24 protein-coding genes are annotated in these 26,890 nt (G+C 59.6%); 15 read left to right on the forward strand and 9 right to left on the reverse strand.

Translation table 11 applies throughout. The features are described 5' to 3' along the window. Window positions 1-30 precede the first annotated feature (30 nt). From ABLN87_RS07935 to ABLN87_RS07960, 6 genes are all read left to right on the forward strand, one after another. Window positions 31-1,770: a heparinase II/III family protein gene (locus ABLN87_RS07935; protein WP_353008814.1), complete on the forward strand. Its 1,740-nt coding sequence runs from the start codon at window positions 31-33 to the stop codon at window positions 1,768-1,770. A 22-nt stretch (window positions 1,771-1,792) separates the two neighbouring features. Then, a complete protein-coding gene (purH, locus tag ABLN87_RS07940) occupies window positions 1,793-3,382 on the forward strand; it encodes a bifunctional phosphoribosylaminoimidazolecarboxamide formyltransferase/IMP cyclohydrolase (protein WP_353008817.1) in 1,590 nt (529 codons plus the stop codon). Further along, window positions 3,382-3,858, forward strand: coding sequence for a signal peptidase II (gene lspA / locus ABLN87_RS07945; protein ID WP_353008819.1), 477 nt, complete (start codon window positions 3,382-3,384; stop codon window positions 3,856-3,858). Before purH ends, lspA begins: the two co-directional genes overlap by 1 nt. Before the next feature lie 49 nt (window positions 3,859-3,907). Next, window positions 3,908-4,423 (forward strand): DUF3035 domain-containing protein, encoded by a 516-nt coding sequence (locus ABLN87_RS07950; RefSeq protein WP_353008821.1) that lies wholly within the window; start codon window positions 3,908-3,910, stop codon window positions 4,421-4,423. 79 nt (window positions 4,424-4,502) lie between these two features. Further along, window positions 4,503-5,843 carry a M16 family metallopeptidase gene (locus tag ABLN87_RS07955; RefSeq protein ID WP_353008824.1) on the forward strand — a complete coding sequence of 447 codons (1,341 nt, stop codon included), beginning with the start codon at window positions 4,503-4,505 and terminating at the stop codon, window positions 5,841-5,843. Further along, on the forward strand, window positions 5,840-7,144 hold the full coding sequence (locus ABLN87_RS07960; protein WP_353008826.1) for a M16 family metallopeptidase: 1,305 nt from the start codon (window positions 5,840-5,842) through the stop codon (window positions 7,142-7,144). The genes ABLN87_RS07955 and ABLN87_RS07960 overlap by 4 nt, the downstream gene beginning before the upstream one ends. Before the next feature lie 3 nt (window positions 7,145-7,147). Here ABLN87_RS07960 and ABLN87_RS07965 read toward each other — a convergent pair whose 3' ends face one another. The 4 genes from ABLN87_RS07965 to deoC all read right to left on the reverse strand — a co-directional run bounded on the left by ABLN87_RS07965 (window position 7,148) and on the right by deoC (window position 12,153). Next, on the reverse strand, window positions 7,148-7,882 hold the full coding sequence (locus tag ABLN87_RS07965; RefSeq protein ID WP_353008828.1) for a Crp/Fnr family transcriptional regulator: 735 nt from the start codon (window positions 7,880-7,882) through the stop codon (window positions 7,148-7,150). Window positions 7,883-7,970: 88 nt separating this feature from the next. Next, on the reverse strand, window positions 7,971-8,786 hold the full coding sequence (locus ABLN87_RS07970; protein ID WP_353008830.1) for an SDR family oxidoreductase: 816 nt from the start codon (window positions 8,784-8,786) through the stop codon (window positions 7,971-7,973). A gap of 24 nt (window positions 8,787-8,810) precedes the next feature. After that, the gene (locus ABLN87_RS07975) at window positions 8,811-11,144 is read right to left on the reverse strand and encodes an aldehyde dehydrogenase family protein (RefSeq protein ID WP_353008833.1); all 2,334 of its coding nucleotides are present in this window, start codon (window positions 11,142-11,144) and stop codon (window positions 8,811-8,813) included. Between the two features lie 10 nt (window positions 11,145-11,154). After that, window positions 11,155-12,153 carry a deoxyribose-phosphate aldolase gene (deoC, locus tag ABLN87_RS07980; RefSeq protein WP_353008835.1) on the reverse strand — a complete coding sequence of 333 codons (999 nt, stop codon included), beginning with the start codon at window positions 12,151-12,153 and terminating at the stop codon, window positions 11,155-11,157. A 202-nt stretch (window positions 12,154-12,355) separates the two neighbouring features. Between deoC and ABLN87_RS07985 the strand changes: the two genes are divergently transcribed. From ABLN87_RS07985 to ABLN87_RS08015, 7 genes are all read left to right on the forward strand, one after another. Further along, entirely contained in the window at window positions 12,356-13,309 is a 954-nt protein-coding gene (locus ABLN87_RS07985) for a metal ABC transporter solute-binding protein, Zn/Mn family (RefSeq protein ID WP_353008838.1), read from the forward strand. Between the two features lie 3 nt (window positions 13,310-13,312). After that, window positions 13,313-14,116, forward strand: a complete 804-nt coding sequence (locus ABLN87_RS07990; protein WP_353008840.1) for a metal ABC transporter ATP-binding protein — start codon at window positions 13,313-13,315, stop codon at window positions 14,114-14,116. A gap of 3 nt (window positions 14,117-14,119) precedes the next feature. After that, window positions 14,120-15,325, forward strand: a complete 1,206-nt coding sequence (locus tag ABLN87_RS07995; RefSeq protein ID WP_353008843.1) for a metal ABC transporter permease — start codon at window positions 14,120-14,122, stop codon at window positions 15,323-15,325. Continuing rightward, on the forward strand, window positions 15,322-16,251 hold the full coding sequence (locus ABLN87_RS08000) for a metal ABC transporter permease (RefSeq protein WP_353008846.1): 930 nt from the start codon (window positions 15,322-15,324) through the stop codon (window positions 16,249-16,251). The genes ABLN87_RS07995 and ABLN87_RS08000 overlap by 4 nt, the downstream gene beginning before the upstream one ends. Before the next feature lie 290 nt (window positions 16,252-16,541). Further along, window positions 16,542-18,398 (forward strand): DNA mismatch repair endonuclease MutL, encoded by a 1,857-nt coding sequence (mutL, locus tag ABLN87_RS08005; protein ID WP_353008848.1) that lies wholly within the window; start codon window positions 16,542-16,544, stop codon window positions 18,396-18,398. Between the two features lie 57 nt (window positions 18,399-18,455). Further along, entirely contained in the window at window positions 18,456-19,685 is a 1,230-nt protein-coding gene (locus ABLN87_RS08010) for a DNA recombination protein RmuC (protein WP_353008849.1), read from the forward strand. 50 nt (window positions 19,686-19,735) lie between these two features. Beyond that, window positions 19,736-21,040, forward strand: a complete 1,305-nt coding sequence (locus tag ABLN87_RS08015; RefSeq protein WP_353008852.1) for an adenylate/guanylate cyclase domain-containing protein — start codon at window positions 19,736-19,738, stop codon at window positions 21,038-21,040. A 7-nt stretch (window positions 21,041-21,047) separates the two neighbouring features. On the opposite strand, the gene ABLN87_RS08020 is transcribed toward ABLN87_RS08015, so the two are convergent. Both ABLN87_RS08020 and ABLN87_RS08025 read right to left on the reverse strand, forming a co-directional pair. Continuing rightward, complete coding sequence (locus ABLN87_RS08020) at window positions 21,048-21,698, reverse strand: ChrR family anti-sigma-E factor (RefSeq protein WP_170534546.1); 651 nt, start codon at window positions 21,696-21,698, stop codon at window positions 21,048-21,050. 10 nt (window positions 21,699-21,708) lie between these two features. Beyond that, window positions 21,709-22,365: a sigma-70 family RNA polymerase sigma factor gene (locus tag ABLN87_RS08025; protein WP_353009261.1), complete on the reverse strand. Its 657-nt coding sequence runs from the start codon at window positions 22,363-22,365 to the stop codon at window positions 21,709-21,711. Between the two features lie 149 nt (window positions 22,366-22,514). Between ABLN87_RS08025 and ABLN87_RS08030 the strand changes: the two genes are divergently transcribed. Both ABLN87_RS08030 and ABLN87_RS08035 read left to right on the forward strand, forming a co-directional pair. Further along, window positions 22,515-23,285: a DUF1365 domain-containing protein gene (locus ABLN87_RS08030; RefSeq protein WP_353008854.1), complete on the forward strand. Its 771-nt coding sequence runs from the start codon at window positions 22,515-22,517 to the stop codon at window positions 23,283-23,285. A gap of 87 nt (window positions 23,286-23,372) precedes the next feature. Beyond that, complete coding sequence (locus tag ABLN87_RS08035) at window positions 23,373-23,690, forward strand: DUF3775 domain-containing protein (protein ID WP_353008856.1); 318 nt, start codon at window positions 23,373-23,375, stop codon at window positions 23,688-23,690. A 98-nt stretch (window positions 23,691-23,788) separates the two neighbouring features. Here ABLN87_RS08035 and ABLN87_RS08040 read toward each other — a convergent pair whose 3' ends face one another. From ABLN87_RS08040 to ABLN87_RS08050, 3 genes are read right to left on the reverse strand one after another with little or no spacing between them, the layout of a single operon-like run. Next, window positions 23,789-24,931 (reverse strand): saccharopine dehydrogenase family protein, encoded by a 1,143-nt coding sequence (locus tag ABLN87_RS08040; protein ID WP_353008858.1) that lies wholly within the window; start codon window positions 24,929-24,931, stop codon window positions 23,789-23,791. Between the two features lie 3 nt (window positions 24,932-24,934). Continuing rightward, complete coding sequence (locus tag ABLN87_RS08045; protein WP_353008860.1) at window positions 24,935-25,990, reverse strand: saccharopine dehydrogenase; 1,056 nt, start codon at window positions 25,988-25,990, stop codon at window positions 24,935-24,937. A 14-nt stretch (window positions 25,991-26,004) separates the two neighbouring features. Further along, window positions 26,005-26,619 (reverse strand): glutathione S-transferase family protein, encoded by a 615-nt coding sequence (locus ABLN87_RS08050; protein ID WP_353008861.1) that lies wholly within the window; start codon window positions 26,617-26,619, stop codon window positions 26,005-26,007. Window positions 26,620-26,890 lie beyond the last annotated feature (271 nt).

Here is a 26,890-nt window from a genome sequence, read left to right on the forward strand (position 1 = left end):
CAGAGCGCAAGGGGCAGAGTAAAACGCGTCATGTCAGAAACGGACACCATGACCAGCCGGTGGATGCGGTTTCAGAACCGGTTTTATGCGCGTCTAAGTCAAAGACAGCGGGCGGTGACCGGGTTTGTTTCACAGCCTGAACCGCGCACCGTTGGGTCTTATGCGCGGGGGCGTCAGCTGGTCGCCGGAAACCTGCTGTTCTCCGGCTATCTGGTCGAGGCGCAAGACACTGGTTTGTGGGAGGTCGCGGCCCCCAGTGTGGGTTTCGATGATGAACGCCACGGCTTTGCCTGGCTGGATGATCTGGCTGCGGTTGGAGACAGTCGCGCGCGGGAAAAGGCGCAGCGCTGGGTCTGGGGCTGGATCGCGGCCCATGGGCGCGGTCGCGGGCCCGGATGGGTGCCCGATCTGACGGGCCGACGGGTCATGCGCTGGATCAACCACGCGCTGTTCTTGCTGCGCGGCGTCGATGATGCCCAAAGCAAGCTTTTCTTTCGGTCTCTGGCCCAGCAAACTTGGTTCCTGTCTAAGCGTTGGCATGCGGCTACGCCGGGCCTGCCGCGGTTCGAAGCATTGGCCGGACTGGTGCAATCGGGCCTTGCCCTTGAGGGGCTGGAGGCGATGGCCGACCCCGCGGTCCGTGCCTTGGCGCGGGAATGCGAACGACAGGTGGATGCACAAGGTGGTATCCCAACCCGCAACCCCGAGGAGTTGCTGGAGGTTTTCACCTTGCTCAGCTGGACCGCCGCCGCCCTGAACGATGTGGGCCGCGGCACACCCGTGGCGCAGGCCAACGCGATTAAGCGGATTGCACCTACCTTGCGCAGTTTGCGCCACGCGGATGGGGCTTTGGCCCGGTTCCATGGTGGTGGTCGCGGGGTCGAGGGACGCTTGGAACAGGCGCTGGCCCAAAGCGGGGTCAAACACAAAGCGGCGACCGAGTTGCCGATGGGGTATTCTTGCCTCTCTGCCGGTCGGACCACGGTTGTTGTCGATGCCAGCCCGCCGCCCTCGGGTGCGGCCTCGTTCAACGCGCATGCCTCGACCTTGGCATTTGAACTAACGTCGGGCCGTCGTCCTCTGATCGTCAATTGCGGGTCCGGGGCCAGTTTCGGGCTGGATTGGCGGCGGGCAGGCCGGGCAACGCCGTCTCATTCCACTTTGTGCCTTGATGGCTATTCCAGCGCCCGGCTGGCCCAGCCGGTTCAAGGTAGTGAGCAGCAGGCGCTTGTCGATGCGCCGCGCGGTGTTCCATTTGATTTTGAGGACGCGATCGAAGGCATTCGCTTTATGTCCGGGCATGACGGTTACGCCAAAGTGTTTGGCCTGACCCATGCACGCACATTCGAGTTGCGTTTTGACGGACGCAAATTGACTGTCGAGGATATCCTTCTGACCGCAACCGACAAAGCCAAGCGGCAGTTTGACAAGGCGATGGATGCCTCGGGCCTGTCGGGCATCCCTTTTGACATTCGTTTTCACCTGCATCCGGATGTCGATACGGCCGTTGATCTGGGCGGGGCGGCGGTGTCGATGGCGCTCAAAAGCGGTGAGATCTGGGTTTTCCGCCACGATGGCGTGGGAAAATTAGACGTCCAGCCAAGCGTTTACCTTGAAAAAGGGCGCCTAAAGCCCCGCGCGACAAAACAGATCGTTCTATCTGGCCGCGCAATGGAGTATGCGACGCGCATCCAGTGGACGTTAAGCAAGGCGCAGGATACTGCCTATGCCGTGCGTGACCTGCACCGGGACGAGCCAGAATTCGACTGACGCCAAAAGGACCTTTGGACCCATGACTGATCTTCACCCCGTGCGCCGCGCGTTGTTTTCCGTTTCCGACAAGACCGGACTGATCGAACTGGGAAAGGCACTGGCCGAGCGCGGGGTCGAGCTGTTGTCGACCGGTGGTACTGCCAAAGCGCTGCGTAATGCGGGGCTTGAGGTTCGGGATGTCAGCGATGTGACCGGCTTCCCCGAGATGATGGATGGCCGCGTCAAGACCTTGCACCCGATGGTGCACGGCGGGCTGCTGGCCCTGCGTGACAACGACACCCATGTCGCCGCGATGGACGAGCATGGTATTGGTGCAATCGACCTGCTGGTCGTGAACCTCTACCCGTTCGAAGCGACCGTTGCCAAAGGTGCGGGCTATGATGAATGCATCGAGAATATCGACATTGGCGGGCCTGCGATGATCCGCGCAGCCTCGAAGAACCATGCCTTTGTGAATGTTGTTGTGGATGTCGAAGATTACTCTTCCCTGCTGGATCAGTTGGAAGAGAACTATGGCAAGACGTCATATGGCTTCCGCCAGTGGCTGGCGCAAAAGGCCTATGCCCGCACGGCGGCCTATGACACGGCTGTGTCGAACTGGATGGCGGATGCCTTGCAGCTTGAGGCGCCGAAACGCCGTGCCTTTGCCGGCGAACTGAAACAGACCCTGCGCTATGGCGAAAACAGCCATCAGCAGGCAGCGTTCTATACCGATGGGACGAACCGTCCTGGTGTGGCGACAGCTGTTCAGCATCAGGGCAAGGAACTGAGCTATAACAACATCAACGACACTGACGCGGCGTTTGAGTTGGTGGCGGAGTTTGATCCGGCACAGGGCGCGGCCTGTGCCATCATCAAGCACGCCAACCCCTGTGGTGTTGCGACAGGTGAGACCTTGCTGGAGGCTTACAAATCGGCCTTCGATTGCGATCGGACCTCAGCCTTTGGCGGCATCGTGGCGCTGAACCAGCCGTTGGACGCAGAAACCGCGCAAGAGATTACGGGCATCTTCACCGAGGTGGTGATCGCGCCGGGTGCGTCAGATGAGGCCAAAGCGATCTTTGCGGCCAAGAAGAACCTGCGCTTGCTGACCACCGAAGGTCTGCCGGACGTGACCGCTGGCGGCAAAACCGTGCGTCAGGTGGCTGGCGGCCTGCTGGTTCAGGACAAGGATAATGGCTTTGTTGGCATGGATGACCTGAAAGTGGTCACCAAGAAGGCCCCGACCGATGAACAAATGCGCGATTTGTTATTTGCATGGAAAGTCGCCAAGCACGTCAAATCCAACGCCATCGTCTACGTCAAAGACGGTGCAACCGTAGGCGTCGGCGCAGGGCAGATGAGCCGTGTGGACTCGGCGCTCATTGCAGCCAAAAAGGCCGAACGCATGGCCGACGCGCTAGGCTTGGCCGAACCGCTGACCATCGGCTCGGCCGTGGCGTCGGACGCGTTCTTCCCCTTCCCCGACGGTTTGATGGAAGCGGCGCAGGCCGGTGCTACCTGCGTGATCCAACCAGGCGGCTCAATGCGCGATGATGAGGTGATCGCAGCGGCGGATGAGGCCGGTCTCGCGATGGTCTTCACCGGCATGCGGCACTTCCGGCACTGATGTCGTATCGGCTGCTCTATTGGGCTGCGCTGGTGGCCATTCTGATCGACCAGATCAGCAAATATCTGGTCGTTCGGGTCATGCGCGTTGCGGATCAGCCCGGCGGTATCGACGTTTTGCCACCTTTGGTCGTGTTCAAATACGGTGAAAACCGCGGTATCAACTTCGGCCTGTTTCAGGGCAATTCTGATGCCGCACGCTGGGTTCTGGTCGCGATTTCCGTTGCGATTTGTGTCGCCGTCTTTATCTGGCTGCGCCGTTCAACACCGTCCAAACTGATGCTGATCTGCGGCGGTTTATTGATCGGCGGAGCGCTGGGCAATGTGGTCGACCGGGTGCTTTATGGTTTTGTACTGGATTTCCTCAACATGTCATGCTGCGGTATCAACAACCCGTATGTGTTTAATCTGGCGGATGTTTTTGTCTTTGCAGGGGCCATTGGGCTTGTTCTGTTTGATGGGAAAAAGCCCTCGTGACGCGCCGAAGGATATGCGATAAAACGTCCGAAACTGGTTGGAGACTCTGATGCGGTTGTCGCGCGCACCCTATGTTTTGATCTTTTCCGCTGCGGTTGCTGCGTGCTCGAACCCCGGTTTGCGCGAACTGACGCCTCCTGGGGATGGCCCCGATGAGTTCTCGGTGCTACCGGTTAAACCGCTGACAGAACCCAAGGATTATGCATTTCTGCCCGCCCCAACCCCGGGTGGTAGTAATCTGACAGATCCGAATCCCAAGGCAGATGCGGTTCTTGCACTGGGCGGTAACCCGGCAGCGACGAATCCGAACGGGGCGATCCCGGCCTCGGATTCCGCGCTGGTGACCGCGTCTAGCCGCTATGGTGTGCCGGCGAACACGCGCCAGATCGTTCAGGCCGAAGACGATGAGTTCCGCCAGCGCCGTGGCCGGTGGACCGGCCTGCGCCTGTTCCCGGTGGATCGCTATCAGCAGGTCTATGAACGTCAGGCGTTGGATCCCTTTGCGCAGACGGAAGCTGCCCGCCGTGCCGGGCTCGAAACGCCCTCGTCACCGCCAGATGAATAAATTTTCACTTTTTGTCATCTGACTTGAACCTGCCGCGCACCACCGTAGTTTATGCTCATAACGAAACGGAGGATGCCCCATGGTTCGGGCCTTGGCACTTTCTGCCGCCCTGATTGCCGCGACCCCGGTTTTTGCCGAGGATGGTCAAGAAGCGGTCACGACATTTACGCTTGATAACGGAATGGAAGTGGTCGTGGTCGAAGACCACCGCGCGCCTGTCGTGCAGCATATGGTCTGGTATCGGGCGGGGTCGGCGGATGAGCCTGCGGGTGTATCAGGTATCGCGCATTTCCTGGAACATCTGATGTTCAAAGGAACGGACACCCTGAAACAGGGGGAGTTTTCAGCGACCGTTGCAGCCAATGGCGGCGATGACAACGCCTTCACCTCCTACGACTACACCGCCTATTTCCAGCGCGTCGCTGCGGATCGGCTCGAGCTGATGATGCAGATGGAATCCGACCGGATGCGCAATCTGCGCCTGACCGAAAATGACATCACCGCTGAACGCGGCGTGATTTTGGAAGAGCGGAACCAGCGCACGGAGAACAACCCACGTGCCTTATTTGGCGAACAGCTGAGCGCAGCACAGTATCTCAACCATGGCTACGGCGTGCCGATCATCGGCTGGATGCATGAGATGGAGGCGCTGGACATGGACGACGCCCTGTCCTTCTACGCGGACCACTACGCACCTAACAACGCTATCCTTGTTGTCACCGGGGATGTGGATCCTGAAGAGGTGCGCGCGCTGGCCGATCAGTATTATGGCGTCATCCCGTCAAATCCCGAGATTGCCGAGCGCGTGCGCCCACAGGAACCTCCGCAGACAGCGGAGCGTCGCCTGACCTACAAGGACCCGCGCGTGGCGCAACCCTATGTGCATCGCACCTATCTGGCGCCCGAACGTGACCCGGGCGAACAGGAGAAGGCCGCCGCCCTGTTCCTGCTGGCCGAGTTGTTGGGGGGCAGCACCACATCTTATTTGAATGAAGAACTGCAATTCGATCAGCAGATCGCCGTCTATACCGGTGCATTCTATCGCGGCGTATCGCTGGATGACACGACCTTTGATCTGCTGGTTGTCCCAGCGCAAGGTGTAACGTTGCAAGAGGCCGAAGATGCTATGGATCAGGCCGTAGCAGACTTCATCGCTGAAGGCGTGAACCAAGAGGATCTGGACCGGATCAAGATGCAGCTGCGCGCCTCGCAGATCTATGCCCGTGATAATGTGGATGGGATCGGCAACCGCTACGGTCGTGCCTTGGCCAGCGGTCTGACGGTCGAAGACGTACAGGCCTGGCCCGACATTCTGCAGGAGGTTACGGGTGATCAGATCATTGCGGCCGCGCGCGATGTTCTGCAACGCGAGACCTCGGTGACCGGCTGGCTGATGCGCGACGATGAGGTGACGCAATGAAACGGCTTTTTACAACTCTGATCGCCCTTCTGGTCGCATTGCCAGCATGGGCAGAGATTGAGATCAAAGAGGTGACATCGCCCGGCGGTATCACCGCCTGGCTGGTCGAGGATCACGCGATCCCGTTCACTGCGCTGGAATTGCGGTTCCGTGGCGGGACATCACTGGATGACCCCGAAAAACGCGGTGCGGTCTATCTGATGAGCGGTTTGATCGAAGAAGGCGCGGGCGACATGGATGCTCGCAGCTATGCTCGTGAACTCGAAGCGCTGGCTGCGTCATTCAGTTACAACGCGAGCGATGACACTGTCTCGATCTCGGCGCGCTTTCTGACCGAGAATCGCGATGAGGTGACGGATCTTCTGCGCACCACGATTCACGAACCCAGGTTCGATCAGGACGCAGTCGAGCGGGTGAAGGCGCAAATCCTATCTGGACTCAAATCAGATGCCAACGACCCCAATGACATTGCTGGCCTTAGCTTTTCGGCCATGGCCTATGGCGATCATCCCTATGGGTCCGAAGGCAAAGGTACCATTGATAGCGTATCGGCCCTGACTCGCGATGACGTGGTCGAGGCGTATGACAATGTCTTCGCCAAAGACCGGCTCTATGTCGGTGCGGTGGGCGACATCACGGCCGAAGAACTGGGCGTGCTTCTGGACAAATTGCTGGCTGATCTGCCTGACAGCACAAAGCCAATTCCGGGCAAGGCAGAAGTGTCGATCGAAGGCGGGGTCACCGTTGTCGACTTTGACACGCCGCAATCGGTTGCCTTGTTTGCCCAGAAAGGTATCGACCGGGACGATCCGGATTTCTTCGCGGCCTATATCCTGAACCACATCCTTGGCGGCGGCGGGTTTGAAAGCCGCCTGATGCAGGAGGTGCGCGAAAAGCGCGGCCTGACCTACGGTGTCGGCACCTATCTTGTGCCCAAGGATTTGGCCTCGGTCTATATCGGGTCGGTCTCATCGTCCAATGATCGCATCGCCGAAGCGGTTGAGGTTATTCGCAGCGAATGGGCGCGTGCGGCGGATGAGGGCGTAACCCAGAAAGAACTGGACGATGCCAAGACCTATCTGACGGGGGCTTATCCTCTGCGCTTTGACGGCAATGGTCAGATCGCCGGGATCATGGTTGGAATGCAGATGGAAGGTCTGCCCATCGACTATATCGCAACCCGCAATGATCAGGTGAATGCCGTGACACTGGAGGATGTAAACCGAGTTGCGAGCGAGTTGCTAGACCCAGAAGGCTTGCATTTCACCGTCGTGGGTCAGCCGGTAGGTCTGGACGGATAACGTTCAGGCCGCCGCCGCCAACATCGTGCGCGCCTTGACCGTGTGATTGTTGCTGCTCAGCAGTTTCTGGCGCGCATGCCGGAAATGCGCGGCCTTGAGCGCATCGTCGATCTGGCGGTTGCGCCGCAACACCCGGGCCAGACGCTGGCTGTCAAAGACCAGGCAGACGGTCGGCTCATCGGTGCGCACCGTGGCTGTTGCGGGCAGACCGATGCCGAAGGTCAACTCTCCCAATATCTGATCTGGGCCGCATTGATTAATCACCTGACTGTTCTTCAGGATCGTGGTTCGGCCTGACAGGACATAAGCGAGAAAGTCACTGGTCATGCCTTCCTCGATCAAGGTAACGCCGGGTTCGAATGTGATAAGCTTTGCGGTATTCAGCAGCTTGCGCGCGTGATGGGGTTTGAGCGTTTCAAGGTAGTTGTCAACAAACTGCTGCTCGGGTTCGGAAAAACGCACCAGATGGTGTGAGAGATATCCGCGCAACAGACCCAGCACCGAGATCAGGATGTAAGCCAGTTGGATAATTGATCCTGCCAGATTGAACTCTTCCGCCATGCTGATCAGCACGCAACTTGCCGCAACGATGACCAGAACGGGATACAGAACGCCTGACCCGCGCACGATCCCCATTTGCAACAGAAAGTAGTTGAGAATGTAGAGCCCGGCACCAAATACGCCGATCATAACGATCAGCTGTGCAATGTCTGTGACGTCCGTCGGCAGTGTTAGCATCTTCAGGCCCACCCTTGCGATGTGATAGGCCAAAGGCTGTCTTCAAAACTGGATGCTGTATATGAACAGCTTCACAAGCTATTAACGATTATGTCCGTGCTTTTGCCTGCGCGCGCAGCATACTCCCCATCATCTGCCCGAACTTTCCCGAGCCGCGCTGATAGAGTGCGCCGTCCACGGCCATAACCGTTCCACTAATGTAACTGGCGAGGTCCGAGCTGAGGAACAGGCAGGCATTGGCCACATCCTGCGGCTGCCCCCAGCGGCCCAATGGGATGTCCTTGCGTATTTCTTCATGGGCGCCTTCCGAAGGCGTGAGACGTTTCGCGCCCTCGGTTCCTTCAATGAAGCCGGGCACGACCGAGTTCACCCGGATCCCTTCGATCCCCCACTCCATCGACAGCGTGCGCGTGATCTGATCGACCCCGGCTTTGGCGGCGCAGACATGGGATTGGCCTTCGTAGGGCAGGTAGGATTGTGGGGCTGAGATGTTGATGATGCTTGCACCGGGACGTTTGAGGTAGGGGTAGGCCCCTTTCATCACGTGGATTGTGCCCATCAGGTCGATATCGATCACGGTTTTGAAAGCGTTGACCGACATCTCAGCCGCCAACGCAGGAAAGTTGCCTGCTGCACCGGAAACCAGAACGTCGAAATCACCGAACGCTTCGTGGAACTGTTTCAGACCTTCTGCAACGGCCTCGGGATCGCGCACATCAAAGGCTACTCCGATGGCCTGCTCAGCGCCCGCTTCTTTCAGAGCTGCAACGGTATCATCCACTTTTTCCTGCGACCGGCTGGCCACTGCAAGTTTCGCGCCCGAGGCTGCAAAGGCCTCGGCAATACCACGATTGATACCGCTGGTTCCGCCAATGACGATGACGGTTTTTCCTGAAAAATCCATATGGGCCTCCCATGGTCGGGAGCCCTACTCTCCGTAGGGCACCCAGATGTTTTTGACTTCGGTCGCAGCTTGCAGGAAGCGGCGGGAATGGTCCACGCTCCAATCGATTGCCGTCGCGTTATTGACCCAGGTCCGTTTCAGGTTCCCGGCTGAGACGGCTTCGATCTCTTTTGACAGTTCGGTGGATGAGAACGACCAGACCGCGTCTACGTTCAGATGCGAGGCGAGCGGTTTCGCCAGTTCCGCGTGGCTGCCGGTCAGGATGTTGACCACACCGGCGGGCACGTCCGAGGTTTCGAGGATCTGATAGAAATCCGTCGCCGCCAGCGGGTAGGGCTCAGACGCCGCCAGCACCACCCGGTTGCCCATCGCAATCGCCGGGGCCATGGTCGAGACTAGGCCCAGCAGCGGGGCCTCATCCGCGCAGAGCGCGCCGATCACGCCAACGGGTTCTTTCATGGCGATGGCCACGCCCCGGATCGGTACGCCATGCACCTGACCGTCGTATTTGTCGGCCCAGGCAGCAGCGGTGAACAAGCGCTGGATCGAGGCTTCGACCTCTTTCGCGCCATCCTTCTTGCCGGTCATGGCGTCGATACGGGCGGCGAACTCACCTGCGCGGGCCGACAGGTTCTCGCCGATGTAATACAGGATCTGCGCGCGCAGGTGGCCGGTGGTCTTGGACCAGCCTTTGGCGCCCGCCGCAGCCTCAACCGCGTTGCGCACGTCCTTGCGATTAGCCAGACCCACATGGCCCAGCAGCCCGGATTTGCCCCAAACGGGTTTCGAATAGCCGCTGTCAGGCCGCGCTTGCTTGCCGCCGATATACATCTTGGCGGTGCGGTCGATGGGATCGACCGGAGCCCCTTCGCCCATGGTCGCTTCGACCTTGGCCAGCGGCTTAGCCTTGCCTTTGGATTTGGTATAGGCCGTCAGCCCCTCCCAGCCACCTTCCCGTCCAAAACCGCTTTCGCGTACGCCGCCAAAGCCTGCGGCAGCGTCGAACAGGTTGGTGGCGTTCACCCAGACCACGCCCGCAACCAGCTTGGGCGCGATATCCAGCGCGAGGTTCACATTCTCGGTCCAGACCGTTGCGGCCAGACCGTAACGCGTGTTGTTGGCCAGCTCGACCGCCTCTTCCGGCGTGCGGAAAGTGGACGAGACCAGTACCGGGCCGAAGATTTCCTCCTGCATCAGCGGGTCCGAAGTTTCGAGACCCGAGATCAGTGTCGGAGGGTAGTAGCAGCCGTTTTCCGGCAACTCACAGGCGGCGTGGTGAACATGGCCTGCGGTGTTGCTGTCGACCATGGATTTGATGGTCTGCAGCTGAACCGGGTCCACGACCGCGCCGACGTCGATGCATTTGTCCAGCGGATCACCGATGCGCAAGCCGTCCATCCGGGCGCGCAGCTTGTCGTGGAAACGGTCGGCAATGCCCTCTTGCACCAGCAGGCGGGACCCTGCACAGCAAACCTGTCCCTGATTGAACCAGATCGCATCGACCAGACCTTCGATGGCTGAATCAATATCGGCGTCGTCGAATACGATGTAAGCGGACTTGCCGCCCAGCTCCAAGGTCAGCTCCTTACCCGAACCCGCAGTCGCCTCGCGGATACGCCGCCCCACAACGGTCGAGCCGGTAAACGCGATCTTGTCCACGTCCGCGTTCACGATCATCTCACCCACCGCGCCGTCTCCGGTCACGATATTGACGACGCCTTTGGGTAGCCCGGCCTGTGAACAGATATCAGCGAATAGAAGTGCGGTCAGCGAGGTATATTCGGCCGGTTTTAGAACCACCGTATTCCCCATCGCCAGCGCGGGCGCGATTTTCCAGGCCAGCATCAGCAGCGGGAAGTTCCACGGGATGATCTGGCCACACACGCCCAAGGCCTCAGCATCGGGCAGCTCGCTCTCCATCAATTGCGCCATACCGGCGTGATAGTAGAAATGGCGTAGCGCCAGAGGGATGTCGATGTCACGCGATTCACGGATCGGCTTGCCGTTATCCATGCTCTCCAGCACGGCAAAGAGGCGGGAATGCTTCTGCAACAGACGTGCAATGGCATAGAGATACCGCGCACGACCCGCGCCACCCAGTTTCTCCCACCTGGGTTGCGCCTTGCGGGCAGCGGCGACGGCAGCGTCCACATCAGCTTGCTTGGCCTGAGTCAGCTTGGCCAGAACCTCTCCGGTCGCAGGGTTGCGGCTGTCGAACCCCTTGCCGGGTTTGGTAAAGGCCCCGTCGATGTAGTGGCCGAACTTGTCGCCCTGATCGACCAGCCAGGCCAGTGCCTCGGCAGCGCTTTCGGGGGCAGGGCCGTAATCCATGGTTTCGAAAATCTCTTTGACTGTCATTGTTTTGTCCTCAGCCCATGGAGTGACGATAGCCGGCGGAATACGCGCCCGTGACATAATGTTCCAACTGCCGCTCGATATCGCCCAGCAGAGAAGATGCGCCAAAGCGGAACAGGTCCGGCTCCAGCCAGCGGTCGCCCAGTTCATCCTTGATCAGTGACAGATAGACCAAGGCATCCTTGGCCTTGGAAATCCCACCCGCAGGCTTGTAGCCGACCCTATACCCCGTGCGGTCATAATAGTCGCGGATCGCGCGGATCATCACCAGAGAAACGGGCAGGGTGGCGTTGACGCTTTCCTTCCCGGTCGAGGTTTTGATGAAATCCGCCCCCGCCATCATGCACACCAATGAAGCGCGCGCGACGTTGCGCAGGCTGCCCAGTTCTCCGGTCGCCAGGATCGCCTTCACGTGGGCATCGCCGCAAGCGACGCGGAAGGCTTTCATTTCGTCGTACAATGCTTGCCAATCGCCCGACAGCACGTGGCGGCGCGAGATGACGATGTCGATCTCTTCGGCACCTGCCTTCACGCTTTCTTCGATCTCGGCCACACGCAGGTGAAACGGGGACAAGCCGGCAGGGAAGCCGGTGGAGACCGCGGCCACAGGAATGCCGGTGCCCTTTAGTGCATCAACGGCAGTTTCGATCATGTCGTGATACACACAAACCGCGCCTGTGGTGATCGCAGGCATATCCAGCGCCTGTAAGGTGGCGGATGCAACAGGCTGACGCGCCTTGGCACACAAACGGCGCACCCGTCCCACAGTATCGTCACCCGACAGGGTGGTCAGGTCGATCATCGTGATCGCTTTCAGCAGCCAGGCGGCTTGATAGTCTTTCTTCACCGACCGCCGACCCGGCAGGGTGGTAGCGCGGCGTTCAACAGCTGAGGTGTTGACCTGCACGGCGCGCACCCAGTCCAAGTCAAGGTCCATACCGGGGTTGCGGGGTTCGGTCACTTGCGGCAGATGCGCGGTGCGCACGGGGCTGTCTGAGCTCTGCGTTTCCATCGTCACGTCCTTTGGGAGGTTTGCGCCAAAATCGCACGGGCTGAGGCTAAATGGAAGGCATCAGAACCGCGTGGCACGGAATTATTTGACCATTTGGACAAATAATGTGGATTTTGTTGCGAATAATTCTCAATAGCATTGACTTAGTTGCGAATGGTTCTCATATTCAATCTCAACTGAGCCTGAGTTCTGAGGTCTGAATATGATTCGCCGTCGTCTCCTTGCCGCATTGGCTGTTGCTGCAACGCTACCGCTTGCCGCTTGGGCGGAAGCCCCTCTCAAAATCGTCGCAACAACCGGCATGATCGCAGATGCGGTGCGTCAGGTTGGTGGGGATCAAGTTGAGGTGAAGGGCCTGATGGGTCCAGGCATTGACCCGCATGCGTATCGCCAGACTCGCACTGATATCGTCGCGATGACCCGTGCGGATCTGGTTCTGTGGCATGGCCTGTATCTGGAAGCGCAGATGGAGGACTTCTTTGAAGACCTTTCGCGCAAACAAACCGTGGTTGCAGTGGCAGAAAGCGTCGATAAGTCTAAGCTGCGCGCCCATGACGACTATGCCGACAAATATGACCCGCATATCTGGATGAGCCCAGCCTTGTGGGGCGAGGTTGTCACCGAGATTCAGGCCACGCTGACCGAAGCTCGCCCTGAATCAGCGGACTTATTCGCGGCAAATGCAAAGGCTCATCTGGCTGAGTTGGACGCTTTGACAGCCTATGCAGAACAATCTTTGACAGCGGTGCCGGAAGAAAGCCGTGTGTTGCTGACCGCCCATGATGCTTTTGGATATTTCGGGGCGGCCTATGGTTATGAGGTCATGGGCGTTCAGGGGATCTCAACTCAATCCGAAGCCGGCTTGAACCGGATCGGAGAGCTCGTCGATACTTTGGTCGACCGTCAACTGACCGCTGTCTTCGTGGAAAGCTCGGTCTCTGACCGTTCGATGCGCGCACTGATCGAAGGGGCTGCGGCCAAGGGGCACGAGGTTTCGGTTGGGGGCGAGCTGTTTTCGGACGCGATGGGTGTCGATAGCACCTATGAAGGTACGTATGTAGGAATGCTGGACCACAATATCACCGTGATCGCAGGTGCTTTGGGCGCAAACGTGCCCGAGCGCGGCTTGAATGGCAAACTGTCGGCGGGGTTCTAAACGATGCTGGAACTGGCCGCTTCTCAAGGTGTTTCGATCGAAGATCAGAGCGTTGAAACCAGCCCGTTGGCTGTGCGGGGTCTGACCGTTTCTTATGGTCAGAAACCGGCTGTGTTCTCGGTCGATATGACCGTTCAACCCGGTGCCATGACAGCGATCATTGGTCCGAACGGCGCGGGGAAATCGACCCTGTTGAAAGCGGCGCTTGGGATCGTGAACCCTCTGTCAGGTCGGGTAACCGTATTCGGGAAATCGCTGGAGGATCAGCGCGCCCGGATTGCCTATGTGCCGCAGCGTGCCAGTGTGGATTGGGATTTCCCGACCCGCGTGATCGACGTGGTCCTGATGGGTCTGTCGCGGCAGCTGGGCCTGTTGGGCCGGATTCGCGCGCGCCATATGGCCCGCGCGATGGATTGCCTGAACCGCGTTGGCATGCGTGATTTCGCAGATCGCCAGATCGGCCAGCTTTCGGGTGGACAACAGCAGCGGGTATTTCTGGCTCGCGCTCTGGCGCAGGATGCCGACCTGTATCTGTTGGACGAACCCTTTGCTGGGGTCGATGCGGCCACTGAAAAGGCCATCATCGCAGTGCTGAAATCGCTGAAAGAGGCGGGCAAGACCGTGGTCGTCGTGCATCACGATCTGGCAACCGTCACTGACTATTTCGACCATGTCTTCCTGATCAACACCCGTAAGATTGCCGAAGGTTCGGTGTCCGAGGCGTTCACGGCTGAAACTCTGCAATCCGCATATGGCGGGCGTCTGGCCACCGCGCAGATCGATCAGATTTCGCGCGCAGTCGGGTAACACATGCTTTGGGATGCGCTTAGCCTGCAGCTTGGCTATAACGCCACGCTGGTTGCCATAGGTGCGACGTTGCTGGGGGTGTCGGCGGGTGTCACTGGCACCTTTCTTTTTCTGCGCAAACGCGCGCTGGTCAGCGATGCGATCAGCCATGCAACCCTGCCCGGTGTGTGCCTTGCCTTCATGGTGCTGGTCGCGTTCGGCGGGGATGGGCGCAATCTGTTGGGCCTACTGGCCGGATCGGCGGTTTCGGCCTGGATTGGGCTTCTGTGCATGAACTGGCTAACACTCCACACGCGGCTGGCTGAAGATGCCGCGATTGGTGCAGTCCTGTCAGTATTTTTTGGCTTTGGCATCGTCCTGCTGACTGTCATTCAGACCATGGGTGTTGGTCGTCAGGCGGGGCTCGAAGGTTTCCTGCTGGGCTCCACCGCCGGTATGCTCTGGGCGGATGCGATGATCATCGCGATTGGTGGCGCGGCCACCCTGGTGCTGGTCATGATCCTGCGTCGTCCGATGACGATGGTGGCCTTTGATCCGGATTATGCGACGGCCCAGGGGCTGCCGGTGCATCGGACTGATCTGGCGATGATGGGGCTAGTGATGGCCGTCACCGTGGTCGGGCTGAAGATCGTTGGCCTGATCCTTATTGTCGCCTTGCTGATCATCCCGCCTGTTACGGCGCGTTTCTGGTCCGACCGCTCTGATCGTGTGGTTATCCTTGCCGGTCTGGCCGGTGGTCTGGCAGGTTACATCGGGGCCGCGTTGTCTGCCACCGCGCCGAACCTGCCCACCGGGCCAATCATCGTTCTGGTCAGCTTTGGTTTCTTTGTCCTGTCGCTGTTCTTTGCGCCGATCCGAGGTGTTCTGGCCGCTGTTCTGCGCCATCTGCGGTTTCAGCGCCGTGTGCATATCCGGCAAGGGCTGCTGGCCTTGGCGCAAGATCAAAAGATATATGAGCCGCTGACCCTGCGCCTGCTGCGCCGCGCCGATCTGGTCCGCGCCGATGGGGTGGCAACCGAGGCCGGAAAGGCGCGCGCCGCCAAGGCGCTGCGCGATGAGAAGCGATGGGAAGTTTTGCGCGCGGATCAGGCGCATGAAGCGACGGCGGCCTTGTATGACGGGCTGCGGGACATCGAAACCGTGCTGACCCGCGACCAGATTGCCGAGATCGACCGCCAGATCGGTGGCCCTCAGGAGGTTCCGGCATGAGTGGTGAAGAATTCGTTCCCTTGTCCCTGACGCCCTTGCTGATTGGCACCTTTGCCGCCATTGCCTGCGCGCTGCCCGGCAACTTTTTGGTGTTGCGCAAACAGGCGCTGATCGGTGATGCGATCAGCCATGTCGTGTTGCCGGGTATCGTAGTGGCCTTTTTGGTCACCGGCGCAATCTCAACCTGGCCCATGATGCTGGGCGCGGCGGGCGCAGCAGTTGTGGCCGTGGTTCTGATCGAGGCGATCCGGCGGTTGGGTCAGATCGAACCCGGTGCAGCGATGGGCGTTGTCTTCACCACCATGTTCGCAGGCGGTGTACTGCTTCTGGAACAGACCGATACTTCGACCGTGCATTTGGACGTGGAACACGCGCTCTATGGCAATCTGGAAAGCCTGATCTGGCTGGATGCCACAGGTTGGTCCTCGCTTTGGGATGTCGAAGCGCTGGCCGGTTTGCCGCCTGAACTGCCTCGGATCGCGATCACATTGCTGTGGGTTCTGCTGTTCACCTGGCTGTTCTGGCGCCCGCTGAAAATCTCAACCTTCGACGAAGGCTTTGCGCGCACCTTGGGAATTCGCACCAATGCATTGGGTCTGGCGCTGGTGATTGTGGCTGCAATTGCTGCTGTGGCGGCGTTTGATGCGGTCGGCTCGATCATAGTGATCGCCATGTTCATTTGCCCGCCCGCTGCGGCGCGGATGATGACCAACCGGCTTGAGGCTCAGGTCGCCTGGAGCGTTGTGTTCGCCGTGATCTCTGCTGTGTCGGGATATGTGCTGGCCGGTTACGGACCGCTTTGGCTGGGCGCGGCGGATGCGGTCAGCGCGGCCGGTATGATTGCCACAATGTCGGGTGTGATTCTGGCGCTGAGCGCGATGTTCGGCCCTTGCCGAGTCAGGGTTGGGGCGCACACGTCTGCGTGAATTGGCGCTTTCCTGCCAGTGCTTTCTGCAGGTCATCGGCTGGACTCTGCCCAGATTGTTAGAATGTGACTCTTAATGAGCCTTCTGAAAATGCGCATGGTACCCGTGACGGTAAGATCTCGTTACCTACCACTCACTTCAGAACGTCCGGGTGGTTGGGGACAAGCGGCCCCTTATTTGGAACCCGCCCGCAACTGCCCGGACGCCCCCTCTCCCAAGTATAAAATCAAATCGAAACCGATGCCAAAATCGGTGGCGGAATCGTAGTGCCCTGTGCTAGGTGTGGTGGTATGGCGCATGCAAGCCCCAATATCAGCGACATTCGCCCGGTTATTCGGCAACTCGACGATGCGGCGATCAATCGGATCGCAGCAGGCGAGGTGGTGGAACGCCCGGCGTCGGCTGTGAAGGAACTGGTCGAGAATGCCATTGATGCTGGCGCCAGCCGGGTGGCCATAGATATCTCGGACGGTGGCAAGACCCTGATCCGGGTCACGGATGATGGCTGCGGTATCTCCGCCCAGGATTTGCCGCTGGCCTTGTCGCGGCATGCGACCTCGAAAATTGACGGGTCGGACCTGCTGAACATCCATACATTCGGGTTCCGAGGCGAGGCTCTGCCCTCGCTCGGCGCTGTAGGGCGTTTGACGATCACCAGCCGAGCGCCCGGTGCCGAGGCCGCTCAAATCCACGTGGCTGGCGGCAAGATGGAGGCGGTGAAACCTGCAGCCCTGCGCGTGGGCACGGTGGTTGAGCTGCGCGATCTGTTCTACGCCACGCCCGCCCGGTTGAAGTTCATGCGCACCGATCGGGCCGAGGGGCAGGCGATCACCGATACGGTGAAACGGCTGGCAATGGCGGAACCTTCGGTGACGTTTACCCTTCGCGATGTTTCAGGCGGCGGCGAGGGGCGTGTGACGTTCCGTGCTGACCGCGAGAATGGCGATCTGTTTGATGCGCTGCACGCCCGTCTGGCCCGCGTCATTGGCCGTGAGTTTGCCGAAAACGCCCTGCGCATCGATGCCACGCGTGAAGGTATCCGGCTTTATGGCTACGCTGCCCTGCCGACCTATTCCCGTGGCGCGGCGGTGGCGCAGTATCTGTTCGTCAATGGCCGCCCGGTTCGGGACAAGATGCTGTCAGGTGCCTTGCGCGCGGCCTATTTCGATTTCCTCAGCCGGGATCGCCATCCGGCGGCGGCGTTGTTCATTGATTGCGATCCAACACTGGTGGATGTGAATGTCCATCCGGCCAAGTCCGAAGTGAGGTTCCGGGATCCGGGCCTTGCGCGCGGGCTGATCGTGTCCAGCCTGCGCCATGCGCTGGCTGAGGCGGGTCATCGTGCGTCCTCGACCGTGGCCAATGCAACGCTTGGGGCGATGCGTCCGGAACCGGCACAGGCGACCCCGGCGCGGGTCTATCAGATGGATCGGCCTTCCCCTGCGGCGCGCCAGGCCGCGTACCGGGCGCAGTCACCGGGCTTTGCCGAGCTGGCCAATGATTACACTGGCAGTATTGTCGAGACGACCCGTGCCGAACCTGTCGCCGAAGAACCACCGGCGCAGGACCTGCCTCTGGGTGCGGCTCGCGGACAGGTTCATGAGAATTACATCATTGCTCAGACCGCCGATGGCATGGTGATTGTCGACCAGCACGCTGCGCATGAACGGCTGGTCTACGAGAAACTCAAGGCTCAGATGGCCGAGAACGGTGTCGTTGCGCAGGCGCTGTTGATCCCCGAGATCGTGGAACTGTCCGAGGGCGACTGCGCCCGCCTAATGGCCGTTGCCGATGACCTGTCGCGCTTTGGGTTGACGCTTGAACCGTTCGGTGGCGGGGCCATCGCCGTGCGCGAGACCCCGGCCATTTTGGGTGAGGTCAATGCCCGCGAGATGATACTGGATATCCTCGACGAACTGGCCGATCAGGGTGAAAGCCAGATGGTGCAGGCCAAGATCGAGGCGATCCTGAGCCGGGTGGCCTGCCACGGCTCGATCCGCTCGGGTCGCCGGATGCGCGCAGAAGAGATGAACGCCCTGCTGCGCGAGATGGAGGCGACACCCCATTCCGGCCAATGCAACCACGGTCGGCCCACTTACGTGGAATTGAAACTGAGCGATATCGAGCGGCTGTTCGGGCGTAGTTGATCCGATGCTCCAGACCCGTTAAAAAGATCGAAACAAAACGAGAACATATTGAATCACATGATCCAGATCGCAGGCGTACAGATCCCAATAAATGACCCGGTTCTTCTGACCGTTGGTGGGGTTATCCTGCTGATCGTGCTGATGTTGTTCCTGTCGCTGCGCGCGGCCAATCGCTCGGCCCGGATGACAGAACCGCTGGCGCGGCAGATGGCGCATCTGGGTCAGCATGTGCAGCAGTTGGGGCAGGGGCAGGAACAGTTGCGCGGTGGATTGCAGCATGTTTCGGACACGCAGGCCAATGCGCAGGTGCAGGTGATTCAGACGGTCGAGGCGCGCCTGTCCTCGGTCCAGCAGCAAATGAACGATCGGCTGGCCGATAACGCGATGAAATCGGCGCGTGCGCTGGCCGAGATGCAGGAACGGATGAAGGAATCGCTGCATGGCTCGTCGAAACAGACGGCAACCTCGCTGACCCAATTGCAGGAACGTCTGTCGGCCATCGACAAGGCGCAGGACAATATCACCAAACTGTCTGGTGATGTACTTTCGCTGCAGGATATCCTGTCGAACAAACAGACGCGCGGCGCGTTTGGTGAAATTCAGTTGAATGACATCGTCTCTAAGGCGCTGCCGTCAGACAGCTTTCAGTTGCAGGCAACGCTGTCGAACGGGCGGCGCGCCGACTGCCTGATCCATCTGCCGAACCCGCCGGGCCCCATCGTGATCGATAGCAAATTCCCGTTGGAGGCCTACGAAGCGCTTATTGGCTCGACCAATGATATGGAGCTGAAAGCGGCGCTGCAGATGTTCCGCAGCACCGTACGCAAGCACATAAACGACATTGCCGAGAAATACATTCTGGATGGCGAAACCGCCGATGGCGCGCTGATGTTCCTGCCGTCCGAGGCCGTCTATGCCGAGCTACACGCCAAGTTCCCCGAACTGGTGCAGGAAAGCTTTAACAAGCGTGTCTGGATCGTTTCACCCACCACCTGCATGGCGACGCTGAACACGATGCGCGCGATCCTGAAGGATGCCCGCATGCGCGAACAGGCCGGGGCAATCCGCAAGGAACTGGGTGCGCTACACAAGGATGTCGAACGTCTGGGCGATCGGGTGACCAATCTGGATCGTCATTTCGGACAGGCAGCCAAGGATATCTCGGAGATCAAGATCAGTGCTGACAAGGCCGGGCGCAGGGCACGCCGACTGGACAATTTCGACTTTGAGGAGTTAGCTCCGGACGACTCGCATGACGTTGTTCCACTGGCGCGCCAAGAAGGCTAAGCCTGCGCCTGAATCGGCGTCGCAAGATCAAGGGGCGCACTGGCAGAGATATGGCACAAGACACTCCGCCGTCAGAGATTGCCGAGTTGCTGGGCAAAGCTGAGCAGGATGCCGAACAGATCGTTGGTCTGTTGCGTATGCTGGTGGCCTTTGGCCTAGGCGTGTTCTTTCTGGTCACCGTGCAACCGGTTCAGAATACGGGTCATGCCGTGTTGGAACGGCAATGGGTATCCGCCCTTGGCACGATGTTTGCCTATTTTGCGCTGGGCCTGGTCACATGGACTGTTGCACGACAACAGCGCTTTGCCGGTTGGATGGCTTGGCCGGTTTCCGCAGCAGATGCGCTTTTTCTGGTTTTCAATGTCTGGGTGGGCATGCGCAATGTCGGCCTGTCAGGGGACGTGATTTTTGTGCTGCCAGCGGTGTGGCTGGTGCCTGTCGTGCTGGCCTTTGGCGTTTTGCGCGGCAACCCCAAGGTCATGGCGCTGCAAGTTGCGCTGCTTGTTCTGGGGCTATTATATTTGATCGGTCAGGATGCGGGGCTCTCGCGGGGGCAAGATACAAATCCCATCTGGCTGTTCCTGTCGCCGCCACCCAACCTGATCCGTCTGTTCATGATCACGCTTGCGGGTGTGGTTCTGATCGTTGCCGCCTATCGCGTAAATGCCCTGCTGTTTCAGTCGGTGACCGAAGCGCAACGCCGCGCGAACCTGACTCGATATCTGCCTGCGCAAGTGGTCGGAGATCTGGGCGAAAGCGGTTTGTCAGCGCTGAAACAGGGGCGGCGGCAGCTGGCCGGCGTGATTTTCATAGACCTGCGCGGCTTTACGACCTTATCGCAAAACTTGCAGCCCGAGCAGGTGTCCGAGCTAATTACTTCTTATCGCAGCCGTGTCTCAAAGGTGGTTCGGCAAGAGAATGGCATCATCGACAAATTCATCGGGGATGCGGTCATGATCGTTTTTGAGGGCCATCGCGCGGCTGAACGGTGTTTGCGATGCGGGCTGGGGCTATCACACGAGATGCGCGATTGGAGTATCGAGCGCAGGCACGCGGACCTGCCCACGCTGGAAACGGGCATCGGCCTGCATTGGGGTGAGGTTTTTGTCGGTGTGATCGGTGATCAGGAGCGGCTGGAGTATTCGGTGTTTGGTGACACGGTCAACATTGCGGCCCGGCTGGAAAGCCTGACGCGTTCGGCGGACATGGCCCTGATTATGTCCTCCGCTTTGATCGACGCCGCGGGTGCCTCGGTGTCTGATACCGAACTGATATCGCTACCCCCGGTAGAGGTACGCGGGCGCAGCGGTGCGTTGGATGTATACGGAATACCCCGGCGGGATTGCAGCGCCTGACTGCGTGTCAGATACGCAGGAAAGGCTGGAACAGCCGGGGCATCAGCTTATTGAACTTCAATGGCGCGTCTGTGACGGCCAAGCAGATGCAATCCTCTGACATGTCGGCCACAGGCGTATGCTCCAGATCCTCATCCGCAATCTCAACATCGCCACGGGCAAAGCGATCGACCTCATCCGAGAAGGCGCCTTGCAAAACCATGGTCAACTCGGTCCCGTGATGTCCGTGATCTGGCACGGCAACGCCTGCGGGAATGAAAAGCAGCCGCGCAGTGGCATCCTTGGACGTGGGCAGGATTGCTTGCTTCACGCCCATACCAATGGATTTCCACTGGATGTCATCCACGGTTCCGCCAACATAATCTTGCAGTGGTGTCGGCAGGACGGCGCAGCCCGGTTTTGCGGGCTTGGGGGTCGGTGCGCCTTGGGCGATCAAAGCCATGGTGGCCGCAAGTGACGTATCGCTCATGCCAATGCTGTCTGACTGATCCTCAAGCACATGACCGCCCACGGCGTCAAAGCTTTCAGCGCGCGCGCGACAGTGGTCGCATAGCGACAGATGGGTGGCGACCATCAGGTCGAACGCTTCAGGCAGAGTGCCAGCTGCGTAGGCCATCAGCAGATCATCCGTCAGGTGATGTTTGATCGGGTTGCTCATATTACTCATCTCAATTCATCGCATGGCGCAAGCGGTCCAGCGCCAGCCGTATCCGTGATTTGATCGTGCCCAGCGGTAATCCGGTCTGAGATGCAATCTCTCGATGGCTCAGATCTCCGAAGTACGCCTTCTCGATCAGCTGTCTCTGCGCGTCTGGCAACGCCGATAGGGCGGTGCGCAGCTGCGCGGTTTCTTGTTGTAACGCAAGGACATCGTCCTGATCAGGCTCGGCCTCGGGGCCCCATCCCAGTTCCTCGGGTTCGGGGCGGCGCTGCTTGCGCAGGACGTCAATGCGTTTGTTCCGAGCAATCGTAAACACCCAGGTGGCCACTGTGGCCCGCGATGGATCGAACAGATGGGCCTTGTGCCACAAGGTTGCCATCACCTCTTGTGCGCATTCTTCGGCCATCGTGGCGTCGGACCCTGATTTCATCAGGAACGCCTTGATACGTGGCGCGAAATGCTGGAACAGCTCGGCAAAAGCCGCCTGGTCCTGCGCATCCCGGATACGCCTGACTTGGTCCACCCACTCGGTCCTGGTGTCGCAACTGCCGTTCGTTCCGTTCACCTGTCTACCCTTGATGCGTTTCTTCGCGCGCCAAGGCTGAGGGGCGGCCTGTTCAGCCGCAGGTTCGTCCAAGGTCACGGTATTGATCTCGGTAAACATAACCACATTACGCGGGGCGGCCCAAGGCGGATCACTTTCCTGAGACAAAATAATCCAATCCGCGCTAGGATTCGTATTGGGTATGTCAGCTCTTTGAGGAAAAGAGCGCTATTTTAACGGTTTACGGGTCAGACAGGATACGCGACGACATGAAGAGAATCGACCATATCGCAGGCCATACATATCATGGTCGCAAAGGTGCGATTGAAAATGCGTTCCGATACTCTGTTGACTACATCCTGTTCGATCCCGAGGCGCAGTTGATAACACCCCTGCTGTTTTCGATGGATCGTGCGAATATCTTCAACTGGCGGCGTACCGATCACGGAGGCGTGCCAAAGCAAGGTGCCGGTGCAAGCTGGTTGCGTGCCCGCTTTGATGAATTGGAGGTGCCGCAGCCTGCGCAGATCATGTTGCTGACGCAGCCTCGCGTGTTGGGCCATGTGTTCAACCCTGTCAGCTTTTGGCTTTGCTTTGACACTGACGCGCAGCTGTACGTGGTGGTTGCCGAGGTCACCAATACCTTTGGAACCCGTCACAGCTATGTCTGCCATAAGCAGGATTTTTCGCCTATTGGCCCGTCTGACCGTGTGGTGGCGGACAAGCTGATGCATGTGTCTCCGTTCCAGCAGATCGAAGGAAGCTATACGTTCCGGTTTGACTATCGCCCTGATCGCGTGGGCGTCTGGATTGACTACGAACGTAAGGGTGGGGGGCTGATTGCCACTTTGACCGGGCCACGCCAGCCACTGACCAATCGTACGATCCTGTGGTCACTGCTGCGCCGGCCTTTTGGGGCGCGGCGGACATTTGCCCTGATCGTTTGGCAAGCGCTGAAGCTTCGGCTCAAGAAAGCCCGGTTTCGCCCGTTCCGCACCACCCCGGTGCCGGATCACCCGGTATCGCGCAGTCGGCACTAGGCGGGCTTTTGTTTGCGTAAGATCAAAGACTCGGGCCTTTAGAACGGGTCTGATGCTCTGAGACCGCGAACAGAAGGAGCTGGAAACATGCTGGAAATCTCGGCAAGAAAAGTCGCCCAGGTCGCCATGATGGGCCGTGAATTGGACCGTGCCGAAGGAGAGCTGCGCGCCTTTGTCGACCGGATGAGCGAGGATGAGCAGGCCGAGCTGGTCGCCATCATGTGGATCGGGCGCGAAAGCTTTTTTGCCGAGGATTTGGCTGAGGCTGTCGCAACCGCAAGATCCGAGGCCTCAACCCCCTGTGCTGACTACCTGATCGGAACGCCGCATCTGTCGGATCATCTAGAGAACGGACTGGATGCGTTGGGGATTTCGGCCGAGGATGTGGAAAACGATCTGATGTAGCACTTTGTTTGTGTTGGGAGCGAGGGGCCAGCCCCTCGAGCTCCCCGAGGTATTTTTGAACAGAAGAAGGATTGGTCGGCCTGCTCTGGCAGGTGGTGTCAGGCCAAGTGATCCACAATCTGCAGGTGCTGGGCCAGGGTGTCGATTTCGCCCATCCAGTCTTGGACAAGTTTCGGATCGCTTGGGGCTGCGTGAACGCCAGCCGGTATCGCGCGGTTCAGGACGGCCTCGATGGCCAATGACACCGGGATCGACACCAAGCGGGCCATGGCGGTGCCGCGTTCGTCGCCCCAGGCGTCCATCACATAGGTTTTGTGCCAGACTTCAATGCCGTCTTTCTCAGCTTTCAGGCCGACGCACAGCACTACGCGGTCGGGCTCGCCTTCGTCATAGGCGTTTTCGGCCCAGAACTGGTCCGACATCTCTTTCAGACGCGCGTCACCTTCGGGGCCTGAGAGGGTTTCGATCTCCGTGAATACGTCGGCCCAGGCGTCGGTCCAGCCGTTCAGGCGCAGGGTGCCGCGGACGAACTCTTTAACCGGCCAGTGATCCTCAAACTGGTATTCGGCCATGAAGGGCAGCGAGTCGCGATTTGGGTAGACCTCAAAGCTCTCGGGGGTTGGCAGCGGCGCGATATAGCTGCTGATTGCGTCCCAGGGGCGGGCGACGACCAGCGGGGCATAGTCGCGGATGGATTTCGACGGAGACCGCAGAGCTTTGAGAACACCCAAGGGCGACCAGCTGAACTTATAGCGGAACGGGTTCGGGTTCTTGGGGATGCCGCCGCAATAAGAGGTAAAGCTGAGGTGGTTCTGCGCATCAAAAGCGTCCGAGGCGCGGTAGTCGGCCACCAAAGCGTGCGCCATCAGGTGGTCGATGCCCGGGTCCAGCCCGACCTCGTTGACCAAAGCCACACCAGCCTCGCGTGCCTTGTCGTTCAATGCGCGCATCTCGGGGGCGATGTAGGACGACGAGACAAAATTGGCCTGTTTCGAAATGGCCAGTTCCGCCAGTGGCACGTGCCAGTCGCCCGGTAGCATCGAGACGATCACGTCGCCCTCTTCCAGCACCGCGCCCAGAGCGTCGATGTCGAAGGCGCGGATGTCGTCGGTCAGGTCGCCGACCTCGGCTTTGGCCTTTTCGATGGTTCGGTTCCAGACAGTGACCTTGTGACCGCCTTCGATCAGGCGGCGCAGGCCGGGGATGGCCGACAGGCCGGTGCCACACCAGTGAATCGTCATCGTTCAGATCCCTTCGATATGCGTTTTGTAAGTTGCTTCTGCCCGACCCCAGACGCCGCTGTCCAGATCGGTGAGCGTCAGCAGAGAGGGCAGCAATTGCGCGGCGTAGTCTTGCGAGCTTTCGACGGGCAGCATCGAGGGCAAGTTGTCGATGGCCATCACGTCCATCACCGGGTCTGCGGCCACACGCAGGGCGGGGGCCTCCCATGTGGTGGCGCGGTCATAGACCGGCACCGGGTTATAGTCGCTGTCCGGGTCGCAGGCCACGTCGCCAATGGCGGTCAGGTTGCGGGGTGCGGTCAATGCCTCGCGCGGGACAAAGACCGGTGTGCCGGGGCGCGCGAAGATGCAGTTCAGGAACAGGTCGTGATCCAAGATTTCTGGGAATGGTCCTCCGCTGGCGGTTTCCGCCATGTCCCATTTGGTGACGCTGACGCCCATCGCTTCGCACAGATCGGCTGCCCCGGTGCCCACGCGGCCAAGGGCGCCGATGACGATGGCGCGGGGGCGGTCGGTACCGATGGCGTCCAACTCGGCCAATAGTTCTGTGTTGAGGGCGTCTTTGTCAGAGTACACGCCCACAGGCGGACATTCTTCGCCGCGTTGCTGCGCGGCCCATGTTTTCAGGGTGACAGCCGCCCCGGCATAGCCCGCCCAGTATCCAAAGGCGGCAACACGGCGGCCATCTTCATCGACCAGATATTCCAGGTCGTATAGCGTACCGCCGCCCGCCTTGAACCGCTGCAACAGCGCGCGGCCCGAATGCTGACCCTTATAGGCATGGCCAAACATAATGTGGCGGTGAGGCAGGGGCGAGCCATCTTCGGGCAATTCCTTGAGGCCAAAGATGATTGCATCCAATGGGGCTTTGGGCCAGGAATTTTCGGTCGCGATCTCGCAGCCTACGTCTTTGTACCCATCAATCGGAATAGCGCGGACCGAGCTTTCTTCGACTGTCACGCGGATACCCGCTGCGATCAGCGTGGCCGCGCCTTTGGGGGTCAGACCGACCCGTTCCTCGTTCGGGCGCTGTTCTGCCCGGACCCACAGATGTGTCATGCAGTGTCCTTTGCTCAGAGCATTCCGGCGGCGCGCACGGCCTGAACCGACGCCCGCGCCTCCATCGCTTCACGGAAAGCGACAATTTTGGTAAAGGCCGAAACATCTACCCCGTCGCCCTCAAGCCAGCTGCACACCACGTAAAGGTAAGCATCCGCCAGCGAGACCACTTCGCCCAGCACAAAAGGCCCGCGCAGCCCGTTGGCTGAGATGTAGTCACAAGATGCAGTCATTGTCTCCGCGACCTTGGCCGTCATATCCTTCCAGCTGGATTCCTTATCCGCCCAACGGTGGCCACGCTGCTTGTGCGCATGGTTCACATGCATGGTCGAGGCGAGGTAGAACATCACCTCGCGCATTCGGGCGGCCATCACCGGATCGGCAGGCACCAACCCGGCCTCAGGCGCTTTGGCCGCGATGAACTCCAACAGCGCGCCGGTCTCGGTCAGGATGCCTCCGTCGACCGCCAGCGCAGGAACCCGACCCTTAGGATTGATCTGTTTGTAGGCCGGTTTGGTCTGCTCGCCCCCGGCGAAATCCAGCTTGATGGCCTCATAGTCCAGCCCCGCCTCTTCCAGAGCGATGGCAATGGCAACCGAGATGGTGCGAGGGGCGTAATAGAGCTGCATCGGGGTCTCCTGAATTGGCCTGAAGGTTTCTAACTGTTCAAAGCAATTGGCACTGAATTTGCCACGTGAGGCTTCAGCTTCGGATTCGGCATGTGCCGCTTCCAATCGGCCTATTTCGAAACTTGTGACTGATAATTTTTCCTCGCATTCGAATCGTATTGTCCGTCGGAGTGATATGCGCGGTGTAGTGAACTTCAAACTTTTGGCCTGAAGATTTAGATCCAAGTTTGGCTTTCCAGAACAATCGGTACCGTCCCTTTCGATCAACCTT

The organism is Ruegeria sp. SCP10 (assembly GCF_040329495.1).
Lineage (GTDB): Bacteria > Pseudomonadota > Alphaproteobacteria > Rhodobacterales > Rhodobacteraceae > Ruegeria.

What these genes read in the sequence shown, in the direction of transcription:
- ABLN87_RS07935 (WP_353008814.1), top strand. Translation starts at nt 31, where the DNA reads ATGTCAGAAACGGACACCATGACCAGCCGGTGGATGCGGTTTCAGAAC.
- purH (WP_353008817.1), top strand. Translation starts at nt 1,793, where the DNA reads ATGACTGATCTTCACCCCGTGCGCCGCGCGTTGTTTTCCGTTTCCGAC.
- lspA (WP_353008819.1), top strand. Translation starts at nt 3,382, where the DNA reads ATGTCGTATCGGCTGCTCTATTGGGCTGCGCTGGTGGCCATTCTGATC.
- ABLN87_RS07950 (WP_353008821.1), top strand. Translation starts at nt 3,908, where the DNA reads ATGCGGTTGTCGCGCGCACCCTATGTTTTGATCTTTTCCGCTGCGGTT.
- ABLN87_RS07955 (WP_353008824.1), top strand. Translation starts at nt 4,503, where the DNA reads ATGGTTCGGGCCTTGGCACTTTCTGCCGCCCTGATTGCCGCGACCCCG.
- ABLN87_RS07960 (WP_353008826.1), top strand. Translation starts at nt 5,840, where the DNA reads ATGAAACGGCTTTTTACAACTCTGATCGCCCTTCTGGTCGCATTGCCA.
- ABLN87_RS07965 (WP_353008828.1), bottom strand. Translation starts at nt 7,882, where the DNA reads ATGCTAACACTGCCGACGGACGTCACAGACATTGCACAGCTGATCGTT.
- ABLN87_RS07970 (WP_353008830.1), bottom strand. Translation starts at nt 8,786, where the DNA reads ATGGATTTTTCAGGAAAAACCGTCATCGTCATTGGCGGAACCAGCGGT.
- ABLN87_RS07975 (WP_353008833.1), bottom strand. Translation starts at nt 11,144, where the DNA reads ATGACAGTCAAAGAGATTTTCGAAACCATGGATTACGGCCCTGCCCCC.
- deoC (WP_353008835.1), bottom strand. Translation starts at nt 12,153, where the DNA reads ATGGAAACGCAGAGCTCAGACAGCCCCGTGCGCACCGCGCATCTGCCG.
- ABLN87_RS07985 (WP_353008838.1), top strand. Translation starts at nt 12,356, where the DNA reads ATGATTCGCCGTCGTCTCCTTGCCGCATTGGCTGTTGCTGCAACGCTA.
- ABLN87_RS07990 (WP_353008840.1), top strand. Translation starts at nt 13,313, where the DNA reads ATGCTGGAACTGGCCGCTTCTCAAGGTGTTTCGATCGAAGATCAGAGC.
- ABLN87_RS07995 (WP_353008843.1), top strand. Translation starts at nt 14,120, where the DNA reads ATGCTTTGGGATGCGCTTAGCCTGCAGCTTGGCTATAACGCCACGCTG.
- ABLN87_RS08000 (WP_353008846.1), top strand. Translation starts at nt 15,322, where the DNA reads ATGAGTGGTGAAGAATTCGTTCCCTTGTCCCTGACGCCCTTGCTGATT.
- mutL (WP_353008848.1), top strand. Translation starts at nt 16,542, where the DNA reads ATGGCGCATGCAAGCCCCAATATCAGCGACATTCGCCCGGTTATTCGG.
- ABLN87_RS08010 (WP_353008849.1), top strand. Translation starts at nt 18,456, where the DNA reads ATGATCCAGATCGCAGGCGTACAGATCCCAATAAATGACCCGGTTCTT.
- ABLN87_RS08015 (WP_353008852.1), top strand. Translation starts at nt 19,736, where the DNA reads ATGGCACAAGACACTCCGCCGTCAGAGATTGCCGAGTTGCTGGGCAAA.
- ABLN87_RS08020 (WP_170534546.1), bottom strand. Translation starts at nt 21,698, where the DNA reads ATGAGCAACCCGATCAAACATCACCTGACGGATGATCTGCTGATGGCC.
- ABLN87_RS08025 (WP_353009261.1), bottom strand. Translation starts at nt 22,365, where the DNA reads ATGTTTACCGAGATCAATACCGTGACCTTGGACGAACCTGCGGCTGAA.
- ABLN87_RS08030 (WP_353008854.1), top strand. Translation starts at nt 22,515, where the DNA reads ATGAAGAGAATCGACCATATCGCAGGCCATACATATCATGGTCGCAAA.
- ABLN87_RS08035 (WP_353008856.1), top strand. Translation starts at nt 23,373, where the DNA reads ATGCTGGAAATCTCGGCAAGAAAAGTCGCCCAGGTCGCCATGATGGGC.
- ABLN87_RS08040 (WP_353008858.1), bottom strand. Translation starts at nt 24,931, where the DNA reads ATGACGATTCACTGGTGTGGCACCGGCCTGTCGGCCATCCCCGGCCTG.
- ABLN87_RS08045 (WP_353008860.1), bottom strand. Translation starts at nt 25,990, where the DNA reads ATGACACATCTGTGGGTCCGGGCAGAACAGCGCCCGAACGAGGAACGG.
- ABLN87_RS08050 (WP_353008861.1), bottom strand. Translation starts at nt 26,619, where the DNA reads ATGCAGCTCTATTACGCCCCTCGCACCATCTCGGTTGCCATTGCCATC.